Consider the following 18,159-nt stretch of genomic DNA (forward strand, 5'->3'; position numbering starts at 1 on the left):
GTCTCCCCGCGCCGCTCGGCGACGCGGTACCGTGGCGTCCCTTCTCCCCACATGATCCTCGTAGCCGCCCTGGAGGTTCCGTGGTACAGGCGTACATCCTGATCCAAACCGAGGTCGGCAAGGCGTCGACCGTCGCCGACGTCATCGCCAAGATCCCTGGAGTGATACAGGCAGAGGACGTCACCGGCCCATACGACGTCATCGTGCGCGCTCAGGCCGAGACGGTCGATGAACTCGGCCGCATGGTGGTCGCGAAAGTCCAGCAAGTGGACGGCATCACGCGGACCCTGACCTGCCCCGTCGTCCATCTGTGACTCCCCGTATGCTCAACCCGTGAATTCCGCACACCGTAGCCCCACCCGAAGGATCGTCTCCACGTCCGCCGCCGCGGCGCTGCTCGTGCTGTCGGCGGCCGGGTGCTCCTTCATCGGAGGTTCGGACGGCTCACTCTCGCTCACGGTTCCCAAGCCGCCCGCGGAGACGGCCACGCTGTGCCGGGCGCTGCACAAGGAACTTCCCAAGACCGTGGAGGGGCTGAAGCAGCGCACCCCCAAGCCCGCCTCGGAGCTGACCGCCGCCTGGGGCGACCCCGCCATAAAGCTGCGCTGCGGGGTCGCCAAGCCCGCCGTCCTCACGCCCGGTGCCGAGCACTACAACCCCTACGCGCCCTCGGCCGACATCAATGGCGTGCGGTGGCTTCCCGAGCAGCAGGACGACGGCTATCGCTTCACGACCGTGCTGCGCAAGGCGTACGTCGAGGTGACGGTGCCCGGAAAGTACGCGCCGGAGGTCAACCCGCTTGTCGATCTGGCGAGCGCCGTCAAGAAGACCGTGCCGGAAGGCGTGGTCTGAGCCCGCTCGCCCCGGGCACACCGCCCGGGGCCATGGCACCGTCGGCCGGCTCTAGCGCAGCCCCGTCGGACGGCGCAGGGCGGCCTGGATGAGCCGGTCCACCAGTTCGGGGTAGCTGACCCCGCTCTCCTGCCACATCCGCGGGTACATCGAGATGGGCGTGAAGCCGGGCATGGTGTTGATCTCGTTGATCACGAATTCGCCGCTGTCCAGCAGGAAGAAGTCCGCGCGGACCAGGCCCTCGCAGGACGCCGCCTCGAACGCCCGCACCGCCAGCTCCCGCACCCGCTCGGTCTGCTCCTCGGTGAGCGGCGCGGGCACCACACCGTCCGCCGAGTCGATGTACTTCGCCTCGAAGTCGTAGAAGTCGTGGGTGGAGACCGGCGGGATCTCGGCCGGCACGCTGGCCCGCGGACCGTCCTCGAACTCCAGCACCCCGCATTCGATCTCGCGGCCGCGCAGCAGCGCCTCGACGACGATCTTCGGGTCGTGGCGCCGCGCCTCCTCGATCGCCTCCTCCAGGCCGGAGATGTCGTCGACCTTGGAGATGCCGATGGACGAGCCCGCGCGCGCGGGCTTCACGAAGACCGGCCAGCCGTGCTCGCCGGCGAAATCGACGATCTTCTTCCGGGCGGCGGCCGGGTCCTTGTCCCATTCGCGGGGGCGGATCACCTCGTACGGGCCGACCGGCAGCCCGAAGGAGACGAACACCCGCTTCATGTACTCCTTGTCCATGCCGACGGCGGAGGCGAGTACGCCCGCGCCCACATAGGGCACGCCGGACAGTTCGAGCAGCCCCTGAAGGGTGCCGTCCTCGCCATAGGGGCCGTGCAGCATGGGGAAGACCACGTCGACCTCGCCGAGCGCCTTGGGCACCGCGCCCGGCTCGGCGTAGACGACCTCGCGGTTGCCCTGGTCGACCGGGAGCAGGACCGAGCCCTCATCGGACTCGGCGAGGCCCTCGACGCTGGGCAGCTGCCGGCCCTCGATGGCCATCCGGTCGGGCTCGTCGGCGGTCAGCGCCCAACGCCCGTCCCCTGTGATCCCGATCGGCAGCACGTCGTACTTCTCGCGGTCGATGGCGCGCAGCACCGCGCCTGCGGTGACCACCGAGATGGTGTGCTCGGAGCTGCGTCCGCCGAAGACGACGGCGACGCGCAGCTTCCGCGGCTCCCCTTCGGAGGGGGGCGGGACAGGGCTGGGGGCGGGGCTCTGGCTGCTCATAACGCGTTGAGGTTACCTTGCGGTCCGGCGCCCGTCAGTGCCGCTCGGGCTTGGCGCTGCGCGACATCAGCTCTTTCAGCGCCACCAGGGGCGGTTTGCCGTCGTGGACGATGCTCACCACCGTCTCGGTGATCGGCATGTCGACGTCGTGCCGCCGGGCGAGATCGAGCACGGACTCACACGACTTGACGCCCTCCGCGGTCTGCTTGGTGGCCGCGATGGTCTCTTCCAGGGTCATGCCCCGGCCGAGGTTGGTGCCGAAGGTGTGGTTGCGGGACAGCGGCGAGGAGCAGGTGGCGACCAGGTCGCCCATGCCCGCCAGGCCCGCGAAGGTGTGCGCGTCGGCGCCCATGGCCAGCCCCAGCCGGGTCGTTTCGGCCAGGCCCCGGGTGATCAGCGACGCCTTGGTGTTGTCGCCGAGCCCCATGCCGTCGGCGATGCCCACGGCGAGCGCGATGACGTTCTTGACCGCGCCGCCGAGTTCGCAGCCGACCACGTCGGTGTTGGTGTACGGGCGGAAGTACGGGGTGTGGCAGGCGGCCTGGAGGCGGCGCGCCACGTCCTCGTCGCGGCAGGCGACGACCGAGGCGGCGGGCTGGCGGGCGGCGATCTCCTTGGCCAGGTTGGGCCCGGTGAGCACGGCGACCCGCTCCGGGGACGCCTTGGCGACCTCCTCGATCACCTCGCTCATCCGCTTGGCGGTGCCCAGTTCCACGCCCTTCATCAGGGAGACGAGCACGGTATCGGCGGGCAGCAGCGGCGCCCACTCGGCGAGGTTGCCGCGCAGCGTCTGGGAGGGCACGGCGAGCACGGTGAACTCGGCGCCGCGGGCCGCCTCGGCCGGGTCGGTGGTGGCCCGCACCGACCGCGGGAGCTCGGTCCCCGGCAGATAGTCGGGGTTGGTGCGGGTGGTGTTGATGGCCTCCACGGGGCCGGTCCTGCGACCCCACAGCGTCACCTCGCAGCCCGCGTCGGCGAGCACCATCGCGTAGGCGGTGCCCCAGGAGCCGGTGCCGTAGACGGCGCAGCGCGTCACTTGCTCTCCTCATCGGCCGCGGGGGGTTCCCCGGCGGCGCGGGACGTGCCGGGCCGGTACTCGTAGCGCTCGGTGGGCGCGGGCTCCCCGCGCACCTCGGAGAGGAGTTCGGCGACCGCGGCCATGATGTCGTCGGTGGCCGCCCGCAGCACCTCGGCGGTGGGCTCCTTGCCGTAGTACGCGGACAGGTCCACGGGCGGGCCCGCGTGCACCGTGAGCGTCTTGCGCGGGAAGAACCGGGGCTTCTTGGTGTACGGCGGCAGCGCCTCGTTGGCGCCCCACTGCGCTACGGGGATCACCGGCGCCTTGGTGAGCAGCGCGACGCGCGCCGCGCCGGTCTTGCCGCGCATGGGCCACAGCGCGGGGTCTCGGGTGAGGGTGCCCTCGGGGTAGAAGGCCACGCATTCGCCCCTGTTGACCGCGTCCACGGCGGCCCGGAAGGCGTTGGCCGCGTTGGTGGACTCCCGGTAGACCGGGATCTGGGAGGTCCCGCGCAGGAAGGCGCCGACGAAGCCGCCCTTGAAGACGCCGGCCTTGATGAGGAAGCGCGGCATACGCCCGGTGTTGTACTGGAAGTGGGCGTACGAGAAGGGATCGAGATGTGAGTTGTGGTTGATGGCGGTGATAAATCCGCCCTGGGCGGGAATGTGCTCCATTCCGCGCCAGTCCCGCTTGAAGAGGACCACGAGCGGCGGTTTCACCAGGACCGCCGCCATGCGGTACCAGAAGCCGATTCTGCGGCCTGACACTCGGAACATCCTCCTCTTGGACCCGCTGACCTGCTGGCTTTGCTGCCGTCCGGGCAGCCGCACAAGTGTCGCCCCAGGTACCCGGTCTGTCGAGGACACCGTAACCCCGCACCTGCCCGGCGCCTTAGGCAGCAGGCGAGAATGAGGCCCGTGGGAAGCGATGGAGCCCGTGTGGCGTGGACGCTGGTGGTGCCGCTGAAGCCCCTGTCGCGGGCCAAGAGCAGGCTCGCCGACGCCGCGGGGGACGATCTGCGGCCGGGGCTCGCCCTGGCGTTCGCGCAGGACACGGTGGGTGCGGCGCTGGCGTGCCGGGCCGTGCGGGGCGTGACGGTCGTCACGGACGACCCCCTCGCGGCGCGGGAGCTGTCGGCCCTCGGCGCCCGGATCCTCCCGGACCCGCCGGGCGGCGGTCTGAACGCGGCGCTCGCGCAGGGCGCCCTGGCCGTGCGGCAGCAGCTCCCTACGGCCGCTGTGGCGGCTCTGAACGCCGATCTCCCGGCCCTGCGGCCGACGGAGCTCGAGCAGGTGCTCGAGGCCGCCTCGGCCTCTCCACGGGCGTTTCTGGCGGATGCAGCGGGGGTGGGCACGACGCTGCTGGCCGCCGCGCCCGGTGTGGAGCTGTCCCCCGCGTTCGGCGGGCCCTCCCGGGCCCGGCACCGGGCGTCGGGGGCGCGGGAGATACGGCTGCGGGGCGTCGATTCGGTACGGCGCGACGTGGACACGGGCGAGGACCTGCGCGCCGCGCTCGCCTTGGGTGTGGGCCCTCACACGCTCCGCCACCCGTTCCCGGGCCTGCCCCAGCCGCCCGTGCCGTCGCCCCAGAACTGAGCGCCGCGCACAGCCGCCTAGGCTGGCCCCATGCAGGCGACCGCGTACACGTACGACCCCGAGACCCGCGCCGGCAGCGTGCTGCTGGACGACGGGACCCCGTTGCCCTTCGACGCGGCGGCGTTCGACGCCGGGGGGCTGCGGCTGCTGCGGCCCGGGCAGCGGGTGCGGATCGAGGTGGAAGGTCTCGAAGGGACTCCCGAGGGGCGCCGCATCGTGCTGGTGACCCTGCAGACCTTCTGAACGCACCGCGGGTGAACGCACCGCGGGCCGGGCCCGTCCAGGGAGCCCGGCCCGACGCGTGACACCGCCGCTGTAAGCCGCTGACCATCTGGTCAGCGCTTGCGGGCGGTGGTCTTCTTGGCGGTGGTCTTGCGCGCCGGGGCCTTCTTCGCCGGAGCCTTCTTCGCCGCCGCCTTCTTCGCCGTCACCTTCTTGGCCGCGGCCTTCGCGGGCGCCTTCTTCGCTGCCGCCGCCTTCGCGGGAGCCTTCTTGGCCGCCGCCTTCTTCGCGGCGGGGGCCGCCTTCTTCGCCGCGGCCTTCTTGGCCGCCGCCTTCTTCGCCGCCACCTGGAGGCTGCCCTTGGGGGCCTTCTTCACGGCCACCTCGCCGCCCCGGGGGAGCTTCTTCGACCCGCTCACCAGGTCCTTGAACCCCTGACCCGCGCGGAAACGGGGCACCGAGGTCTTCTTGACCCGGACCCGCTCCCCGGTCTGCGGGTTGCGGGCGTAGCGGGCCGGACGCTCGACCTTCTCGAACGAGCCGAATCCGGTGACCGAAACTCGCTCCCCGGCGACGACCGCACGGACCATCGCGTCCAGTACCGCGTCGACCGCTTCGGCGGCCTGCTGACGGCCGCCGAGCTTGTCGGCAATCGCTTCTACGAGCTGCGCCTTGTTCACGTCTTCCCCTTCGGAGACATTGCCAGAACGAATGTGTTCAAGCTTTTTCGCACGTTAGGCAGATATATACCGCAAATCAAACACGAAACGGGCTTATCACCCTTGTGCCGCAACGCACTCGGATGTCATGGACTTCCGTCGGAGTCGGGATCTTGGGGGAAACGTCCCTCGTCGAGGTCGTTCATCAACCGCTCCAGACGCCTTGCCGCGTCCGCGAGATCGTGTTTCGCCGCAGCCGTGATGACCAGCAGCTTCCGGGACAGCGCCATCCGTACGCCCTCCGGGACTTGCAGTGAGCGCACCCTTGTGTGCGCTTCCTTGAGCCGGTCCGCGACAAGCCCGTAGAGCTCGAGTTGGCCGTCGCGTTCCATGCACTGATTGTGCCATCTGAGGCGAGTTGTCGCTTCAGGGGGCCTCAACATGCCGATGCGCCGCCGGCCCGAGGACCGGCGACGCATCGTGTCAAACATGCTCTGTACAGGGAAGACCCGGGGGGCTCAGACCTCAACCGTGCTCGGCTTGAAGGTCGGCCGCAGCGCCTCGTACGCGGCGATGTCGGCCTCCTGCCGGAGGGTGAGACTGATGTCGTCCAGCCCCTCCAGAAGCCTCCATCGGGCGTTCTCGTCAAGCTCAAAATCAGCCGTGATGCCCTCGGCCCGAACCTGGCGCTCGACCAGGTCCACGGTGACCTCGGCCGACGAGTCGGCCTCGATCAGCTTCCACAGCCGGTCCACGGTCTCCTGCGGCAGCACCACCGTCAGCAGCCCGTTCTTGAGGGAGTTGCCGCGGAAGATATCGGCGAAACGCGAGGAGATCACGGCCTTGAAGCCGTAGTTCTGCAGCGCCCACACCGCGTGCTCCCGCGAGGAGCCGGTGCCGAAGTCGGGCCCGGCGACCAGCACGGTCGCGCCCTTGTGCTCGGGCCGGTTGAGCACGAAGTCCGCGTCCTTGCGCCAGGCCTCGAACAGCCCGTCCTCGAAGCCGTCGCGGGTGACCTTCTTGAGCCAGTGCGCGGGGATGATCTGGTCGGTGTCCACGTTGCTGCGGCGCAGCGGAACGGCCCGGCCGGTGTGCGTGGTGAATGCTTCCATGTCTGCTCAGGCCCCCACGGGAACGGTTGCGTCGGCGTCGGACAGATCGGCGGGCGAGGCCAGATGGCCGAGGACCGCGGTGGCGGCGGCCACCTGCGGGGAGACCAGGTGGGTGCGGCCGCCCTTGCCCTGCCGGCCCTCGAAGTTGCGGTTGGAGGTGGACGCCGACCGCTCACCGGGCGCCAGCTGGTCCGGGTTCATGCCCAGACACATCGAACAGCCCGCGTGCCGCCACTCGGCGCCGGCCGCGGTGAACACCTTGTCAAGCCCCTCCTCCACGGCCTGCAGGGCGACCCGTACGGAGCCGGGGACGACCAGCATCCGCACCCCGTCGGCCACCGAACGACCCGACAGGATCGAGGCGGCGGAGCGCAGGTCCTCGATGCGGCCGTTGGTGCAGGAGCCGACGAAAACGGTGTCGACCTTGATGTCCCGCAGCGCCTGACCGGCCGTCAGACCCATGTATTCCAGGGCCTTCTCGGCGGCGAACTTCTCGCTGGCGTCCTCGAAGGCGGCGGGGTCGGGGACGGCGGCCGACAGCGGCGCGCCCTGGCCCGGGTTGGTGCCCCAGGTGACGAACGGCGCGAGCTCCGCGGCGTCGATGACCACCTCGCGGTCGAAGACCGCGTCGTCGTCGGTGCGCAGCGTGCGCCAGTACTCCACGGCGGCGTCCCAGTCGGCGCCCTGGGGGGCGTGGGCGCGGCCCTTCAGGTACGCGAAGGTGGTCTCGTCCGGGGCGATCATGCCCGCCCGGGCGCCGGCCTCGATGGACATGTTGCAGACGGTCATCCGGGCTTCCATCGACAGCTTCTCGACGGCGGAGCCCCGGTACTCGATCACATAGCCCTGGCCGCCACCGGTGCCGATCTTCGCGATGATCGCCAGGATCAGGTCCTTGGCCGTGACGTCCTCGGGCAGCTCGCCCTCGACCGTGATCGCCATGGTCTTGAAGGGCGCGAGCGGCAGCGTCTGGGTGGCCAGCACATGCTCGACCTGGCTGGTGCCGATGCCGAACGCGAGCGCGCCGAAGGCTCCGTGGGTGGAGGTGTGGCTGTCACCGCAGACGACGGTGGTGCCGGGCTGGGTCAGTCCCAGCTGGGGGCCCACCACGTGGACGACGCCCTGCTCGACATCGCCGAGCGGGTGCAGCCGCACGCCGAACTCCGCGCAGTTCTTGCGCAGCGTCTCCAACTGGGCCCGGGAGACGGGGTCGGCGATCGGCTTGTCGATGTCCAGGGTGGGGGTGTTGTGGTCCTCGGTCGCGATGGTGAGGTCGGTGCGACGGACCCGGCGGCCGGCCTTGCGGAGGCCGTCGAAGGCCTGCGGGCTGGTCACCTCGTGCAGCAGGTGCAGATCGATGAAGAGGAGGTCGGGCTCGCCTTCGGCGCGCCGGACGACGTGGTCGTCCCAGACCTTCTCCGCGAGTGTCCGTCCCATCGCTTTCCCTCCGGCCGGCAACGTCGCCGGCCCTGCTCGTGTGTACTGCGTGCCCTGGTATGTGGGCCCGCCATTACAGAGTGGCGCGTCGCCTCGTAAAATGAACTTGCGTTTCACAGTGTGAGACGCGAATATCGTTTCATGGACAACTCTAGTGGCGTCGGCGTTCTCGACAAGGCGGCTCTGGTATTGAGCGCTCTGGAGTCCGGTCCGGCCACCCTCGCCGGGCTGGTCGGGGCGACCGGTCTCGCGCGCCCCACGGCGCACCGGCTCGCGGTAGCACTCGAACACCACCGGATGGTGGCCCGTGACATGCAGGGACGCTTCATTCTCGGCCCGCGCCTGGCCGAGCTGGCCGCCTCGGCGGGCGAGGACCGCCTGCTCGCCACCGCGGGCCCGGTGCTCACGCATCTGCGGGACGTGACCGGGGAGAGCGCGCAGCTCTACCGGCGCCAGGGCGATATGCGCATCTGCGTCGCCGCGGCGGAACGGCTGTCCGGACTGCGGGACACCGTGCCCGTGGGCTCGACCCTGCCCATGAAGGCCGGCTCCGCGGCCCAGATCCTGATGGCCTGGGAGGAGCCGGAGCGGCTGCACCGCGGGCTCCAGGGGGCCCGCTTCACGGCGACCGCACTGTCGGGCGTACGGCGGCGTGGCTGGGCCCAGTCGATCGGCGAGCGGGAGCCCGGCGTGGCCTCGGTCTCCGCGCCCGTACGTGGCCCCTCCAACCGCGTCGTCGCGGCGGTCTCGGTGTCCGGCCCGATCGAGCGGCTGACCCGGCACCCGGGGCGGATGCACGCCCAGGCGGTCATCGACGCGGCCGCCCGCCTGACGGACGCACTGCGCCGCGGCGCCTGAGGCCCGGCCGGGGGCACCTCCCAGCGGTAGCCGGGGGAGAACCGAGCTGCCCCAAAAGGGGCATGCACGGTCACGCGCCCTTCAGGTTCAGCCGGTCGGCCGCCCGGTCGCCGCGGCGGCCGACCGGGATGACACCGAGCGCCTTGGCCAGGCCGAACTCCGGCATGTTGATGTAGACGGACTCGTGCGCACCGGCCGGGACGACGAAGGTCTCGTGCCAGAAGCCGACCTTGCCCCGACCCTCCCGCAGCCGCCGGTTGAACGCGGCCCAGGCCGGCCGGTGCTGCTTGTCCTGGTCCACGGCGTACGCCAGCAGCTTCTCGTGCGACTCCCAGTACTGGACCAGGTAGATCACCCGGGGCGGGCCGAACAGCAGGTGGTAGCCCATCATGCCGCTCTCCTTGTCCCGCGACAGCTCGCGCAGCATCCGCGGCATCGCCCGGAACACCGGCCACCAGCTGCGCAGCGCCCGGAGGCGGTTGATCCGCATGCCGATCATGAACACGGTCACCCCGCCCTCGGCTTCGGCGGTCATGCGCCCGGCCATCGGCTTGGCACCCATGGTGATCCCCTCATCCCTCATCAGGCGATAATCTTGGATAGTGGCGCTACCCAATGGTTGGATAGTGCCACTCTCCAACCAGGAAGGCAAGTGGATGCGTCTCAAGGAGTTGAGCGAGCGCAGCGGGGTGTCCACCGCGACGATCAAGTACTACCTGCGCGAGCGGCTGCTGCCGCCGGGCGAGCGCGTCAGCGCCACCCAGGCCGAGTACGGCGAGGAGCATCTGCGCAGACTGCGGCTGGTGCGGGCGCTGATCCAGGTGGGCCGGGTACCGGTGGCCACGGCCCGCGAGGTGCTGGAGACCGCCGAGGACGAGTCACTGTCCCAGAACACCCGGATGGGGGCCGCGGTCTGGGCGCTGCCACACGGCCCCGAGCCCGCCGAGGACGACCCCGAGACCGAGGAGGCCCGCCGCCAGGTCGACGCCCTGCTGGAGCGGCTGGGCTGGACGTACGGCCAGGAGCTCGGCGACACCTCCCCCGCGTACGGGATGCTGGTGGCGGCCATCGCCTCACTGGCCCGGCTCGGCTATCCGCACGAGACCGACCATCTGCTGCTGCACGCCCGCCTGGCCGCCGAACTGGCCGTCGCGGACCTGGATCTGGTCGAGAAGTACGGCGGCTCCCCCACGGAGCGGATCGAGGCGGTCGTCGCGCTGACGGTGCTGTACGAGCCGGTGCTGCTGGCCCTGCGGCGGCTCGCCGAGACCGAGGAGTCCGGCCGCCGCTTCGAGAGCTGATTCCGGGCACGAGAAAGCCCCCCGTGAAAAACACGGAGGGCTTTCAGAAATGTACCCCCGACCGGATTCGAACCGGCGCTACCGCCTTGAGAGGGCGGCGTGCTAGGCCGCTACACAACGGGGGCTTGAGTACTGCGCTGGGCTACCAGGACTCGAACCTAGACTAAATGAACCAGAATCACTCGTGCTGCCAATTACACCATAGCCCATGGTATAGACCAGTACCCCCGACCGGATTCGAACCGGCGCTACCGCCTTGAGAGGGCGGCGTGCTAGGCCGCTACACAACGGGGGCCCTAGCGATCTCCGTCTTCGGAAAGACGAAAGAGATCCGTACCCCCGACCGGATTCGAACCGGCGCTACTGCCTTGAGAGGGCAGCGTGCTAGGCCGCTACACAACGGGGGCTTGATCCTGCTGACCAAGGGATTTCCGGGAGAAACCGAAGAATCCCTTGCTGGGGTACCAGGACTCGAACCTAGACTAAGTGAACCAGAATCACTCGTGCTGCCAATTACACCATACCCCACCAAAACGCCACCCTTTTGGGGGTTTTGTCTGGCTTGCGCCCCGGTCCGGCCTGTCGGCCCGCCCGAGCGGCGCAGGAAGAACATTACCCGATGGTGGACGGGCCACCAAAACGAGTATCGCCGTGCCACAGACGGCAGAGGCGGCCACCGGGACCCGGTGACCGCCCCCGTACGCGCATGAAGAGCGCGAGGAGTCGGCTACGCCGTCAGCTTCGCCAGCGCCGCGTCGACGCGGGCCAGCGTGCGCTCGCGGCCCAGCACCTCCAGGGACTCGAACAGCGGCAGACCGACCGTGCGGCCGGTGACGGCGACGCGCACCGGCGCCTGCGCCTTGCCCAGCTTGAGACCGTGCTCCTCACCGGCCGCCAGGACCGCGGCCTTCAGGGTCTCGGCGTCCCACTCGGCCTCGGCGAGCCGGGTACGGACCGAGGCGAGCAGGGCGTCCGCGCCCGGCTTCATCGCCTTCGCCCAGGACGCCTCGTCCTCCACCGGCTCGGCGAGGAAGAGGAAGTCCACGTTCGCGGTGATGTCGGACAGGACCGTCAGCCGGGTCTGGGCCAGCGGGGCCAGCGCCTCGAAGGCGTCCGGGTCGAAGGCGTCCGGGGCCCAGGGCGCGTGCGGTGCCTTGAGCCAGGGCCCGCACGCCTCGATGAACGTCTTCACATCCAACTGCCGGATGTGGTCGGCGTTGATCGCCTCGGCCTTCTTGAGGTCGAAGCGGGCCGGGTTGGCGTTCACCTGGGCGATGTCGAACGCGGCGACCAGCTCGTCCATCGAGAAGACGTCCCGGTCGGGCGCCAGCGACCAGCCCAGCAGGGAGAGGTAGTTGAGCAGGCCCTCGGGGAGGAAGCCGCGCTCGCGGTAGAGGTTGAGCGAGGCCTGCGGGTCGCGCTTGGAGAGCTTCTTGTTGCCCTCCCCCATCACATACGGCAGATGACCGAAGGCGGGCACGGTGCCGCCTCCCACGCCGATCTCGGCGAGGGCGCGGTAGAGCGCGATCTGGCGCGGGGTGGAGGACAGCAGGTCCTCGCCGCGCAGCACATGGGTGATCTCCATCAGCGCGTCGTCAACCGGGTTGACGAGCGTATACAGAGGGGCGCCGTTGGCCCGCACGATCCCGTAGTCCGTCACGTTCTCCGGCGTGAAGGTGAGCTCGCCGCGCACCAGGTCGGTGAAGGTGATCGGCTCGTCGGGCATCCGGAAGCGCACGATGGACGAGCGGCCCTCGGCCTCGTACGCGGCGCGCTGTTCGGCGGTCAGGGTGCGGCACTTGCCGTCGTAGCCGGAGGGCCGGCCGGCCTTGCGGGCCTCCTCGCGGCGCTCCTCCAGTTCCTCGGCGGTGCAGTAGCAGCGGTACGCGTGGCCGCTCTCCTGCAGCCGCTCCGCGACGTCGCGGTAGAGGTCCATGCGCTGCGACTGGCGGTACGGGGCGTGCGGGCCGCCGACCTCGGGGCCCTCGTCCCAGTCGAGGCCCAGCCAGCGCATCGCGTCCAGGAGCTGCTGGTACGACTCCTCGGAGTCGCGCGCGGCGTCGGTGTCCTCGATACGGAAGACCAGGGTGCCGCCGTGGTGCCGGGCGAAGGCCCAGTTGAACAGGGCGGTGCGGACCAGGCCGACATGGGGGTTGCCGGTCGGCGAGGGACAGAAACGTACCCGCACGGGAGCGGAGGGGGTTGCGCTAGCCACGCTTGATCACCTTGTTGGTGAGAGTGCCGATGCCTTCGATGGTGACGGCGACCTCGTCGCCGACGCTGAGCGGTCCGACGCCCGCCGGGGTGCCGGTGAGGACGACGTCGCCGGGGAGCAGCGTCATCGCCTCGGTGATGTGCACGATCAGGTCCTCGATCGGGCGCACCATCTCACTCGTGCGGCCCAGCTGGCGCTGTTGGCCGTTGACGGTGCAGCCGATGCCCAGGCCCGCGCTGATGTCGGCGGGGTCGATGCCGGTCTCCACCCAGGGTCCGAGCGGGCAGGAGGTGTCGAAGCCCTTGGCCCGGGCCCACTGCTTCTCGCGTTTCTGGACATCGCGCGCGGTGATGTCGTTGGCGCAGGTGTAGCCGAGGATCACGTCCTTGACGCGCTCCCTGGGCACCTCCTTGCACATCCGGCCGATGACCACGGCCAGCTCGGCCTCGTGGTGCACCTCCTGGGAGAAGGAGGGGTAGACGATCGGGTCGCCGGGGCCGACCACGGAGGTGGACGGCTTGAAGAAGGCGACCGGGACGTCGGGGACCTCATTGCCCAGTTCGGCGGCGTGCTCGGCGTAATTGCGGCCGATTGCGACGATCTTGTTGGGCAGGACGGGCGGCAGCAGCCGGACCTCGCTCAGCGGGACCGTCCGGCCCGAACGCTCGAATTCGGCGAAGGGGTGGCCTTTGATGATGTCGATCACAGGGCCGTCCTGGGCGGACGGTCCGTCCTCGACCACGCCGAAGGCGACGTTGCCGTCGATGGAGAACCTGGCAATGCGCACGGGAAGCTGCTGCCTCTTCACTGGACTCGCTGGAGACTGACGCTCCAGGCTATCGCTCCGCGACCCGCGCGCTCCTGCCCATTTTGTCCGGCCGTCCGCGAGCGGTTCTCCGGCTGCCCGCGTGTGGCCCCCCGGCTCAGCTGTTGGGCGCCTTGGTCAGGATGGTGCGCTTGGGGTTGGCGGTCTGCGTCGGGAGTTCGACGGGGTGCTCCGGGCGCTCCTCGGCCGCGGTCTGCAGCTCCTCGGCGTCCTTCAGATGCGCCAGAGTGGTGCGCCGCGGGTTGGCTATGGTGCGGAACATCATCGTCGTCTTCACGTGAGTCATGCCTCGTGTTGTTGTCGTTTTGACCGGCTGTGTAAAGCGTCAGGCTAGAGGCCCCTTTGCCCACCGTTCCGGGAAAGAAGTCGCGATCGGCTTGTGAGTTTCCTCACGACTCCTCGGGCAAATGCCGCATTAAAGGCACTCACCCCAAGCTCTCGAAACGGATATTTCCGCCCCGAAGCTGACGTTCCGATCTTGATCATCGCCACCCGGACACGCGCTTTTTGCGGGCAACTCGCAGGAAAAAGTCCGTTATCGCCGAGATGGCTTTCTACGTCCGGTAATAAATCCCGTACTGAGCGTCACACCCATCACAGCATTTTCACTTGCCCTTGTTGCAGCATCCGGCACTGTGCTGGAATTCCCGGGACCGCCGCAGACACAGCCGGCGCGCAGGGGGTGCCAGGAGAAGGAGACGCCGAGCGGCGGTGGCTCCTCTTCTCGACTACGGAAAGGATGCGCGCCGGTCACTCACGACCGCCAGGGGGGCCTGACCGTCCCCCATGACTCGACACCGCTTCACCGCACATCCGGTGAAGCGCCTGGTCCAGAGGTTGCGACACTAGTGCAGGGACGTTTCAAGAGGGAAGGTAAGGGGTCTCCCCAGGCCCTCCAGGGCCGAGGGGATGCCTCGGCGGACCCGGGGCCGCGCGGTGAGACCGACCGCGGCTCCTCACCCCCGCGCGCCCAAGTCACGGGACGGGCCCCGGCCGACCACCAGGGTCCGGAGTCCGCTACACAGACCGGCGGTGCCGCACCGGCCGCCCAGCCCAAGTCGAAGAGCCCCAGCGGACCTGGTAACAGGCTCGCCCTGCGCAACTGGCGCATCAGCACCCGGCTGGTCTCGCTGCTGGCCCTCCCCGTGGTCGCCGCGACCACCCTGGGCGCGCTGCGGATCAACAGCTCGCTGGACAACATCGAGCAGCTCGACCGCATGAAGCTGCTGACCGAGATGACCCAGCAGGCCACCCAGCTGGCGAACGCCCTCCAGGAGGAGCGCGACAAGTCGGCGGCGCCACTGGCGGGCAAGGCCAACGCCAAGGACGACCGCGTCGTCGCGACCCGCGAGAAGACCGACCGCGAGGTGGCGGCGTTCAACCGGGCCACCCAGGACCTCGATCCCGGGGACAAGGCGCTGGCGGGCGTGCAGTCCACGCTCGTGGACATCAGCAAGCAGCTCGGCAATATCAGCCAGATCCGCGACTCCGCCTATCAGGACGATCAGTACTACTCGCTGACCGCCCAGGACTACAACGAACTGATCGACTCACTGTTGCTGCTGTCCCAGGACATGGCCCAGGCCACCAGCAACAGCGACATGATCAACAATACCCGTGCGCTGGCCACCTTCTCCTCCGCCAAGGAGTACGCCTCGATCCAGCGCGCGCTCATCAGCGCCGCGCTCGCCGACCCCAAGGGCCCCGAGTTCTCCGCCAACGACCGCCGCTTCGCCAGGACCGCGGTCGACAAGGAAGAAGAGGCGCTGCGGCGGTTCAACCAGATCCGCGAAGGCGACTCCGAGGATCTGCTGGAGCCGCTGGACAGCCGCGCGGACATCAAGTCGGCGACCCTGTACGCCGACCGCGCCGTACGCGACCCCCGAGGGCTCCAGGCCGAGAAGCGCTCCGCCATCGACTGGTACGACCAGGACTCCATCAAGATCGATGAGATGGCCCGGATCGAGCAGACGCTGCTGGGCGAGATGAAGCAGAAGGCGCGCGATCTACGCGCGGAAGCCCAGCAGGACGCGATCCTCAACGGCGCCCTGATCCTGCTCGTCCTCGGCGTCACGCTGGTCGGCGCGTTCGTCGTCGCCCGGTCCATGGTCCGCTCGCTGCGCCGGCTGCAGGACACCGCCCAGGAAGTCGCCCAGAAGCGGCTGCCGGAGCTGGTCAAGCAGCTGTCCGAGTCCGACCCGCAGGACGTGGACATCTCCGTCGAGTCCGTCGGCGTGCACAGCCGGGACGAGATCGGCAAGGTGGCCACGGCCTTCGACGACGTGCACCGCGAGGCGGTCCGGCTGGCCGCCGAGCAGGCGCTGCTGCGGGGCAACGTCAACGCGATGTTCACCAACCTCTCGCGCCGCAGCCAGGGCCTCATCCAGCGCCAGCTCTCGCTGATCTCCGAGCTGGAGAGCCGCGAGGCCGACCCGGACCAGCTGTCCTCGCTCTTCAAGCTGGACCACCTCGCGACCCGTATGCGCCGTAACGGCGAGAACCTGCTGGTCCTCGCGGGCGAGGAGCCCGGCCGCCGGTGGACCCGACCGGTCCCGCTGGTCGACGTGTTGCGCGCGGCGGCGTCCGAGGTGGAGCAGTACGAGCGCATCGAGCTCAGCTCCGTGCCCACCAACGAGGTGGCCGGACGGGTCGTCAACGACCTGGTGCACCTGCTCGCCGAGCTGCTGGAGAACGCCACCTCGTTCTCCTCCCCGCAGACCAAGGTCAAGGTCACCGGTCACGCGCTGCCCGACGGCCGGGTGCTGGTCGAGATCCACGACACCGGCATCGGGCTCTCCCCCGAGGACCTGGCGGCGATCAACGAGCGGCTGGCCAGCCCGCCCACGGTCGATGTGTCGGTCTCCCGGCGCATGGGCCTGTTCGTGGTCGGCCGGCTGTCGCTGCGCCACGGAATCCGCATCCAGCTGCGGCCGTCCGACTCGGGCGGCACCACGGCGCTGGTCATGCTGCCGGTGGACGTCGCCCAGGGCGGCCGCAAGCCGGGCGCTCCGACGCCGGGCAACGCGGGCCAGGGTGGTCCGGGCGGCCCCGGTGGCCCCGGCGGTCCCGGCGCCCCCAGTGGCGGCTCGGCCGGAATGCTGGGCTCCCTGCCGTCGCGGCGGCAGGTCCCCGGCTCCGGTTCGCGGGCCGCGCTGCCCGGCAGCGGGCTGCCCACCCGCCCCGTCGGCGCGGGCGCGGGCGCTTCGGGCGCCGCTCCCGCCGGCCCCAACTTGTTCGAGGGCGGCAACAACCGGCCGTCCGGCCAGAAGAACGCCCCGGCGGGCCCGCCCGGAGACTTCGCCGGGCGTCCCCCGCTCCCCTCGCGCGGCGATGTACGCGGCGACGGCCCGACCGTGGCCCCGCCGACCGGTGCTCCGATACGCGCGGACTCCGGCGGCGACCAGGGTGGCCGTCCGCAGCTGCCGTCGCGCGGCGCGGCGCCCGAGCTCCCCGGCCCCCAAGAGCCGGGCACCAGCTGGGGCGCGCGCCGGTCGGGCGAGGACGACTGGCCGACCACGCGCGAGGCGATGGACGCGCCCCGCGGGCACGAGGAGAACGACACCACCGGCCCGTTCGCCCGGCCCCAGCTGGGCCAGTCGCCGAGCGTGTTCGAGCCACGGCGCGGCCCCGGTGACACGGGCGAGTTCGCGCTGCCGGGCCAGGGCAACGGCGGCCGCGACCCGCTGGCGAGCCGCGGCCCGGGTGACACCGGCCAGTTCGCCCGGCCCGAGCTGGGCCAGGGTCCCGGCGACACCGGCGAGTTCCCGCGGCCCCAGTTCGGCCGCGGTCCCGGCGACACCGGCGAGTTCCCCCAGCCTCAGCTGGGCCGGCGCCCCGGCGACACCGGCGAGTTCCCGCAGCCCCAGTTCGGCCAGGGTCCCGGCGACACCGGCCAGTTCGCCCGGCCTCAGTTCGACCGGCGTCCCGGCGACACCGGCGAGTTCCCCCAGCCTCGGTTCGGCGACCCCGCCGGGCAGGGGGGCCGTGGACCCGGTGACACCTCCGAGTTCGCCCGGCCCGACTTCAACGCCCCGCGGCCGGAGGCCGACACCGGCTCCTACCGCCAGGGCGGCCCGGGCGTCGGGCGCGACCAGAACTCCGGCACCGGGGAGTTCCCGCTGCCGCAGGGCCCGGGTGGCGGCAACACCCCGGGGCCCGGCTCGCTCCCGCCCGCAGGGCCCGGCGACGGCCGGACGCCGATCTTCGACACCATCGAGTCGAACTGGTTCCGCCCGCAGGACGGCGGAAGCCTGGGCGGCGGCCAGCGGCTGACCACTGAGCCGCCGGGATCCGGCCGCCCGGCGTCCGCCGTGCCCCCCACCCCGCCCCGCGACCCGCAACCGACCTCCCGGGGCACCGGCGAGGCCGCCGGAGTCGGCGCCGGACCCGGCGCCAACGGCTCCGGTACGAACGGCTCGGGTACGAACAGCTCCGGTACGAACGGATCCGGCCTCGGAACCAACGCCTTCGGGGCGTCGGGGACGAACGGCTTCGGCCCCGGGGCGAACGGCACCGGCCCGGCGTCCAACTGGCGTACCTCGCCGAACGACGACAGCTGGCGCCGCGCCGGGCAGCTTCGCGAGGAGGGGCCCGCGGCGGGCGGTGTGACGTCTTCCGGGTTGCCACGCCGCGTACCGCGCGCGAATCTCGTCGAAGGCGCCGCACAGCAGCAGCAGTCCCGTCCGACCGGACCGCAGGTTTCGCGCGCGCCCGATGACGTGCGCGGGAGGCTGACCAACCTCCGCCGGGGGATCCAGCAGGGCCGCCGGGCCGGAACCGGCCCGAGCGGCAATCACGATCGCGGCGTAGGCCCGACTTACCAGCAGGAGCGTTAGTTGAG

18 protein-coding genes and 5 tRNA genes are annotated in these 18,159 nt (G+C 70.6%); 7 read left to right on the forward strand and 16 right to left on the reverse strand.

The genetic code is table 11. The features are described from left to right. The first annotated feature begins 80 nt into the window (after positions 1-80). Both ACFV2X_RS34835 and ACFV2X_RS34840 read left to right on the forward strand, forming a co-directional pair. The gene (locus ACFV2X_RS34835) at positions 81-314 is read left to right on the forward strand and encodes an Lrp/AsnC family transcriptional regulator (RefSeq protein WP_014176096.1); all 234 of its coding nucleotides are present in this window, start codon (positions 81-83) and stop codon (positions 312-314) included. 19 nt (positions 315-333) lie between these two features. Beyond that, on the forward strand, positions 334-852 hold the full coding sequence (locus ACFV2X_RS34840) for a DUF3515 domain-containing protein (protein WP_385624404.1): 519 nt from the start codon (positions 334-336) through the stop codon (positions 850-852). A gap of 51 nt (positions 853-903) precedes the next feature. On the opposite strand, the gene ACFV2X_RS34845 is transcribed toward ACFV2X_RS34840, so the two are convergent. The 3 genes from ACFV2X_RS34845 to ACFV2X_RS34855 are packed head-to-tail and all read right to left on the reverse strand — an operon-like array spanning position 904 to position 3,861. Then, entirely contained in the window at positions 904-2,076 is a 1,173-nt protein-coding gene (locus ACFV2X_RS34845) for a D-alanine--D-alanine ligase family protein (RefSeq protein WP_089510892.1), read from the reverse strand. Positions 2,077-2,110: 34 nt separating this feature from the next. After that, positions 2,111-3,112: an NAD(P)H-dependent glycerol-3-phosphate dehydrogenase gene (locus ACFV2X_RS34850; RefSeq protein ID WP_385624407.1), complete on the reverse strand. Its 1,002-nt coding sequence runs from the start codon at positions 3,110-3,112 to the stop codon at positions 2,111-2,113. Continuing rightward, positions 3,109-3,861 carry a lysophospholipid acyltransferase family protein gene (locus ACFV2X_RS34855; RefSeq protein ID WP_385624408.1) on the reverse strand — a complete coding sequence of 251 codons (753 nt, stop codon included), beginning with the start codon at positions 3,859-3,861 and terminating at the stop codon, positions 3,109-3,111. Before ACFV2X_RS34855 ends, ACFV2X_RS34850 begins: the two co-directional genes overlap by 4 nt. 171 nt (positions 3,862-4,032) lie before the next feature. Here ACFV2X_RS34855 and cofC point away from each other — a divergent pair, with 171 nt between their 5' ends. Further along, positions 4,033-4,689 (forward strand): 2-phospho-L-lactate guanylyltransferase, encoded by a 657-nt coding sequence (cofC, locus tag ACFV2X_RS34860; RefSeq protein WP_385624411.1) that lies wholly within the window; start codon positions 4,033-4,035, stop codon positions 4,687-4,689. Positions 4,690-4,719: 30 nt separating this feature from the next. Beyond that, entirely contained in the window at positions 4,720-4,932 is a 213-nt protein-coding gene (locus ACFV2X_RS34865) for a hypothetical protein (RefSeq protein ID WP_014176102.1), read from the forward strand. Between the two features lie 92 nt (positions 4,933-5,024). On the opposite strand, the gene ACFV2X_RS34870 is transcribed toward ACFV2X_RS34865, so the two are convergent. From ACFV2X_RS34870 to leuC, 4 genes are all read right to left on the reverse strand, one after another. After that, a complete protein-coding gene (locus tag ACFV2X_RS34870; protein ID WP_385624413.1) occupies positions 5,025-5,591 on the reverse strand; it encodes an HU family DNA-binding protein in 567 nt (188 codons plus the stop codon). A 125-nt stretch (positions 5,592-5,716) separates the two neighbouring features. Further along, positions 5,717-5,962, reverse strand: a complete 246-nt coding sequence (locus ACFV2X_RS34875; protein ID WP_014176104.1) for a hypothetical protein — start codon at positions 5,960-5,962, stop codon at positions 5,717-5,719. Positions 5,963-6,088: 126 nt separating this feature from the next. Continuing rightward, positions 6,089-6,682, reverse strand: a complete 594-nt coding sequence (gene leuD, locus ACFV2X_RS34880; RefSeq protein ID WP_385624416.1) for a 3-isopropylmalate dehydratase small subunit — start codon at positions 6,680-6,682, stop codon at positions 6,089-6,091. Positions 6,683-6,688: 6 nt separating this feature from the next. Then, the gene (gene leuC, locus ACFV2X_RS34885; protein ID WP_385624419.1) at positions 6,689-8,119 is read right to left on the reverse strand and encodes a 3-isopropylmalate dehydratase large subunit; all 1,431 of its coding nucleotides are present in this window, start codon (positions 8,117-8,119) and stop codon (positions 6,689-6,691) included. 141 nt (positions 8,120-8,260) lie between these two features. Between leuC and ndgR the strand changes: the two genes are divergently transcribed. Next, complete coding sequence (gene ndgR, locus ACFV2X_RS34890) at positions 8,261-8,977, forward strand: IclR family transcriptional regulator NdgR (RefSeq protein WP_089510951.1); 717 nt, start codon at positions 8,261-8,263, stop codon at positions 8,975-8,977. Between the two features lie 70 nt (positions 8,978-9,047). Here ndgR and ACFV2X_RS34895 read toward each other — a convergent pair whose 3' ends face one another. Next, complete coding sequence (locus ACFV2X_RS34895) at positions 9,048-9,539, reverse strand: DUF4188 domain-containing protein (protein WP_385624461.1); 492 nt, start codon at positions 9,537-9,539, stop codon at positions 9,048-9,050. A 94-nt stretch (positions 9,540-9,633) separates the two neighbouring features. Between ACFV2X_RS34895 and ACFV2X_RS34900 the strand changes: the two genes are divergently transcribed. After that, a complete protein-coding gene (locus ACFV2X_RS34900; protein WP_089510949.1) occupies positions 9,634-10,278 on the forward strand; it encodes a MerR family transcriptional regulator in 645 nt (214 codons plus the stop codon). Between the two features lie 52 nt (positions 10,279-10,330). Here ACFV2X_RS34900 and ACFV2X_RS34905 read toward each other — a convergent pair. From ACFV2X_RS34905 to ACFV2X_RS34940, 8 genes are all read right to left on the reverse strand, one after another. Next, positions 10,331-10,403: transfer RNA gene (locus tag ACFV2X_RS34905), tRNA-Glu, on the reverse strand. A gap of 12 nt (positions 10,404-10,415) precedes the next feature. Further along, positions 10,416-10,487, reverse strand: a tRNA-Gln gene (locus ACFV2X_RS34910). 13 nt (positions 10,488-10,500) lie between these two features. Beyond that, positions 10,501-10,573: transfer RNA gene (locus ACFV2X_RS34915), tRNA-Glu, on the reverse strand. Positions 10,574-10,612: 39 nt separating this feature from the next. After that, positions 10,613-10,685 (reverse strand) — tRNA-Glu (locus ACFV2X_RS34920). Positions 10,686-10,734: 49 nt separating this feature from the next. Beyond that, positions 10,735-10,806, reverse strand: a tRNA-Gln gene (locus ACFV2X_RS34925). Positions 10,807-11,005: 199 nt separating this feature from the next. Further along, positions 11,006-12,493, reverse strand: a complete 1,488-nt coding sequence (gene gltX, locus ACFV2X_RS34930; protein ID WP_385624421.1) for a glutamate--tRNA ligase — start codon at positions 12,491-12,493, stop codon at positions 11,006-11,008. Continuing rightward, positions 12,486-13,280 (reverse strand): fumarylacetoacetate hydrolase family protein, encoded by a 795-nt coding sequence (locus tag ACFV2X_RS34935; protein ID WP_089510948.1) that lies wholly within the window; start codon positions 13,278-13,280, stop codon positions 12,486-12,488. The genes gltX and ACFV2X_RS34935 overlap by 8 nt, the downstream gene beginning before the upstream one ends. Before the next feature lie 136 nt (positions 13,281-13,416). After that, complete coding sequence (locus ACFV2X_RS34940) at positions 13,417-13,596, reverse strand: hypothetical protein (protein WP_385624464.1); 180 nt, start codon at positions 13,594-13,596, stop codon at positions 13,417-13,419. A gap of 571 nt (positions 13,597-14,167) precedes the next feature. On the opposite strand from ACFV2X_RS34940, the gene ACFV2X_RS34945 reads away from it, so the two are divergent. Further along, positions 14,168-18,154, forward strand: a complete 3,987-nt coding sequence (locus ACFV2X_RS34945; protein ID WP_385624423.1) for a nitrate- and nitrite sensing domain-containing protein — start codon at positions 14,168-14,170, stop codon at positions 18,152-18,154. Positions 18,155-18,159: the final 5 nt, after the last annotated feature.

Origin of the sequence: Streptomyces sp. NPDC059679, assembly GCF_042734105.1 — a bacterium.
Lineage (GTDB): Bacteria > Actinomycetota > Actinomycetes > Streptomycetales > Streptomycetaceae > Streptomyces.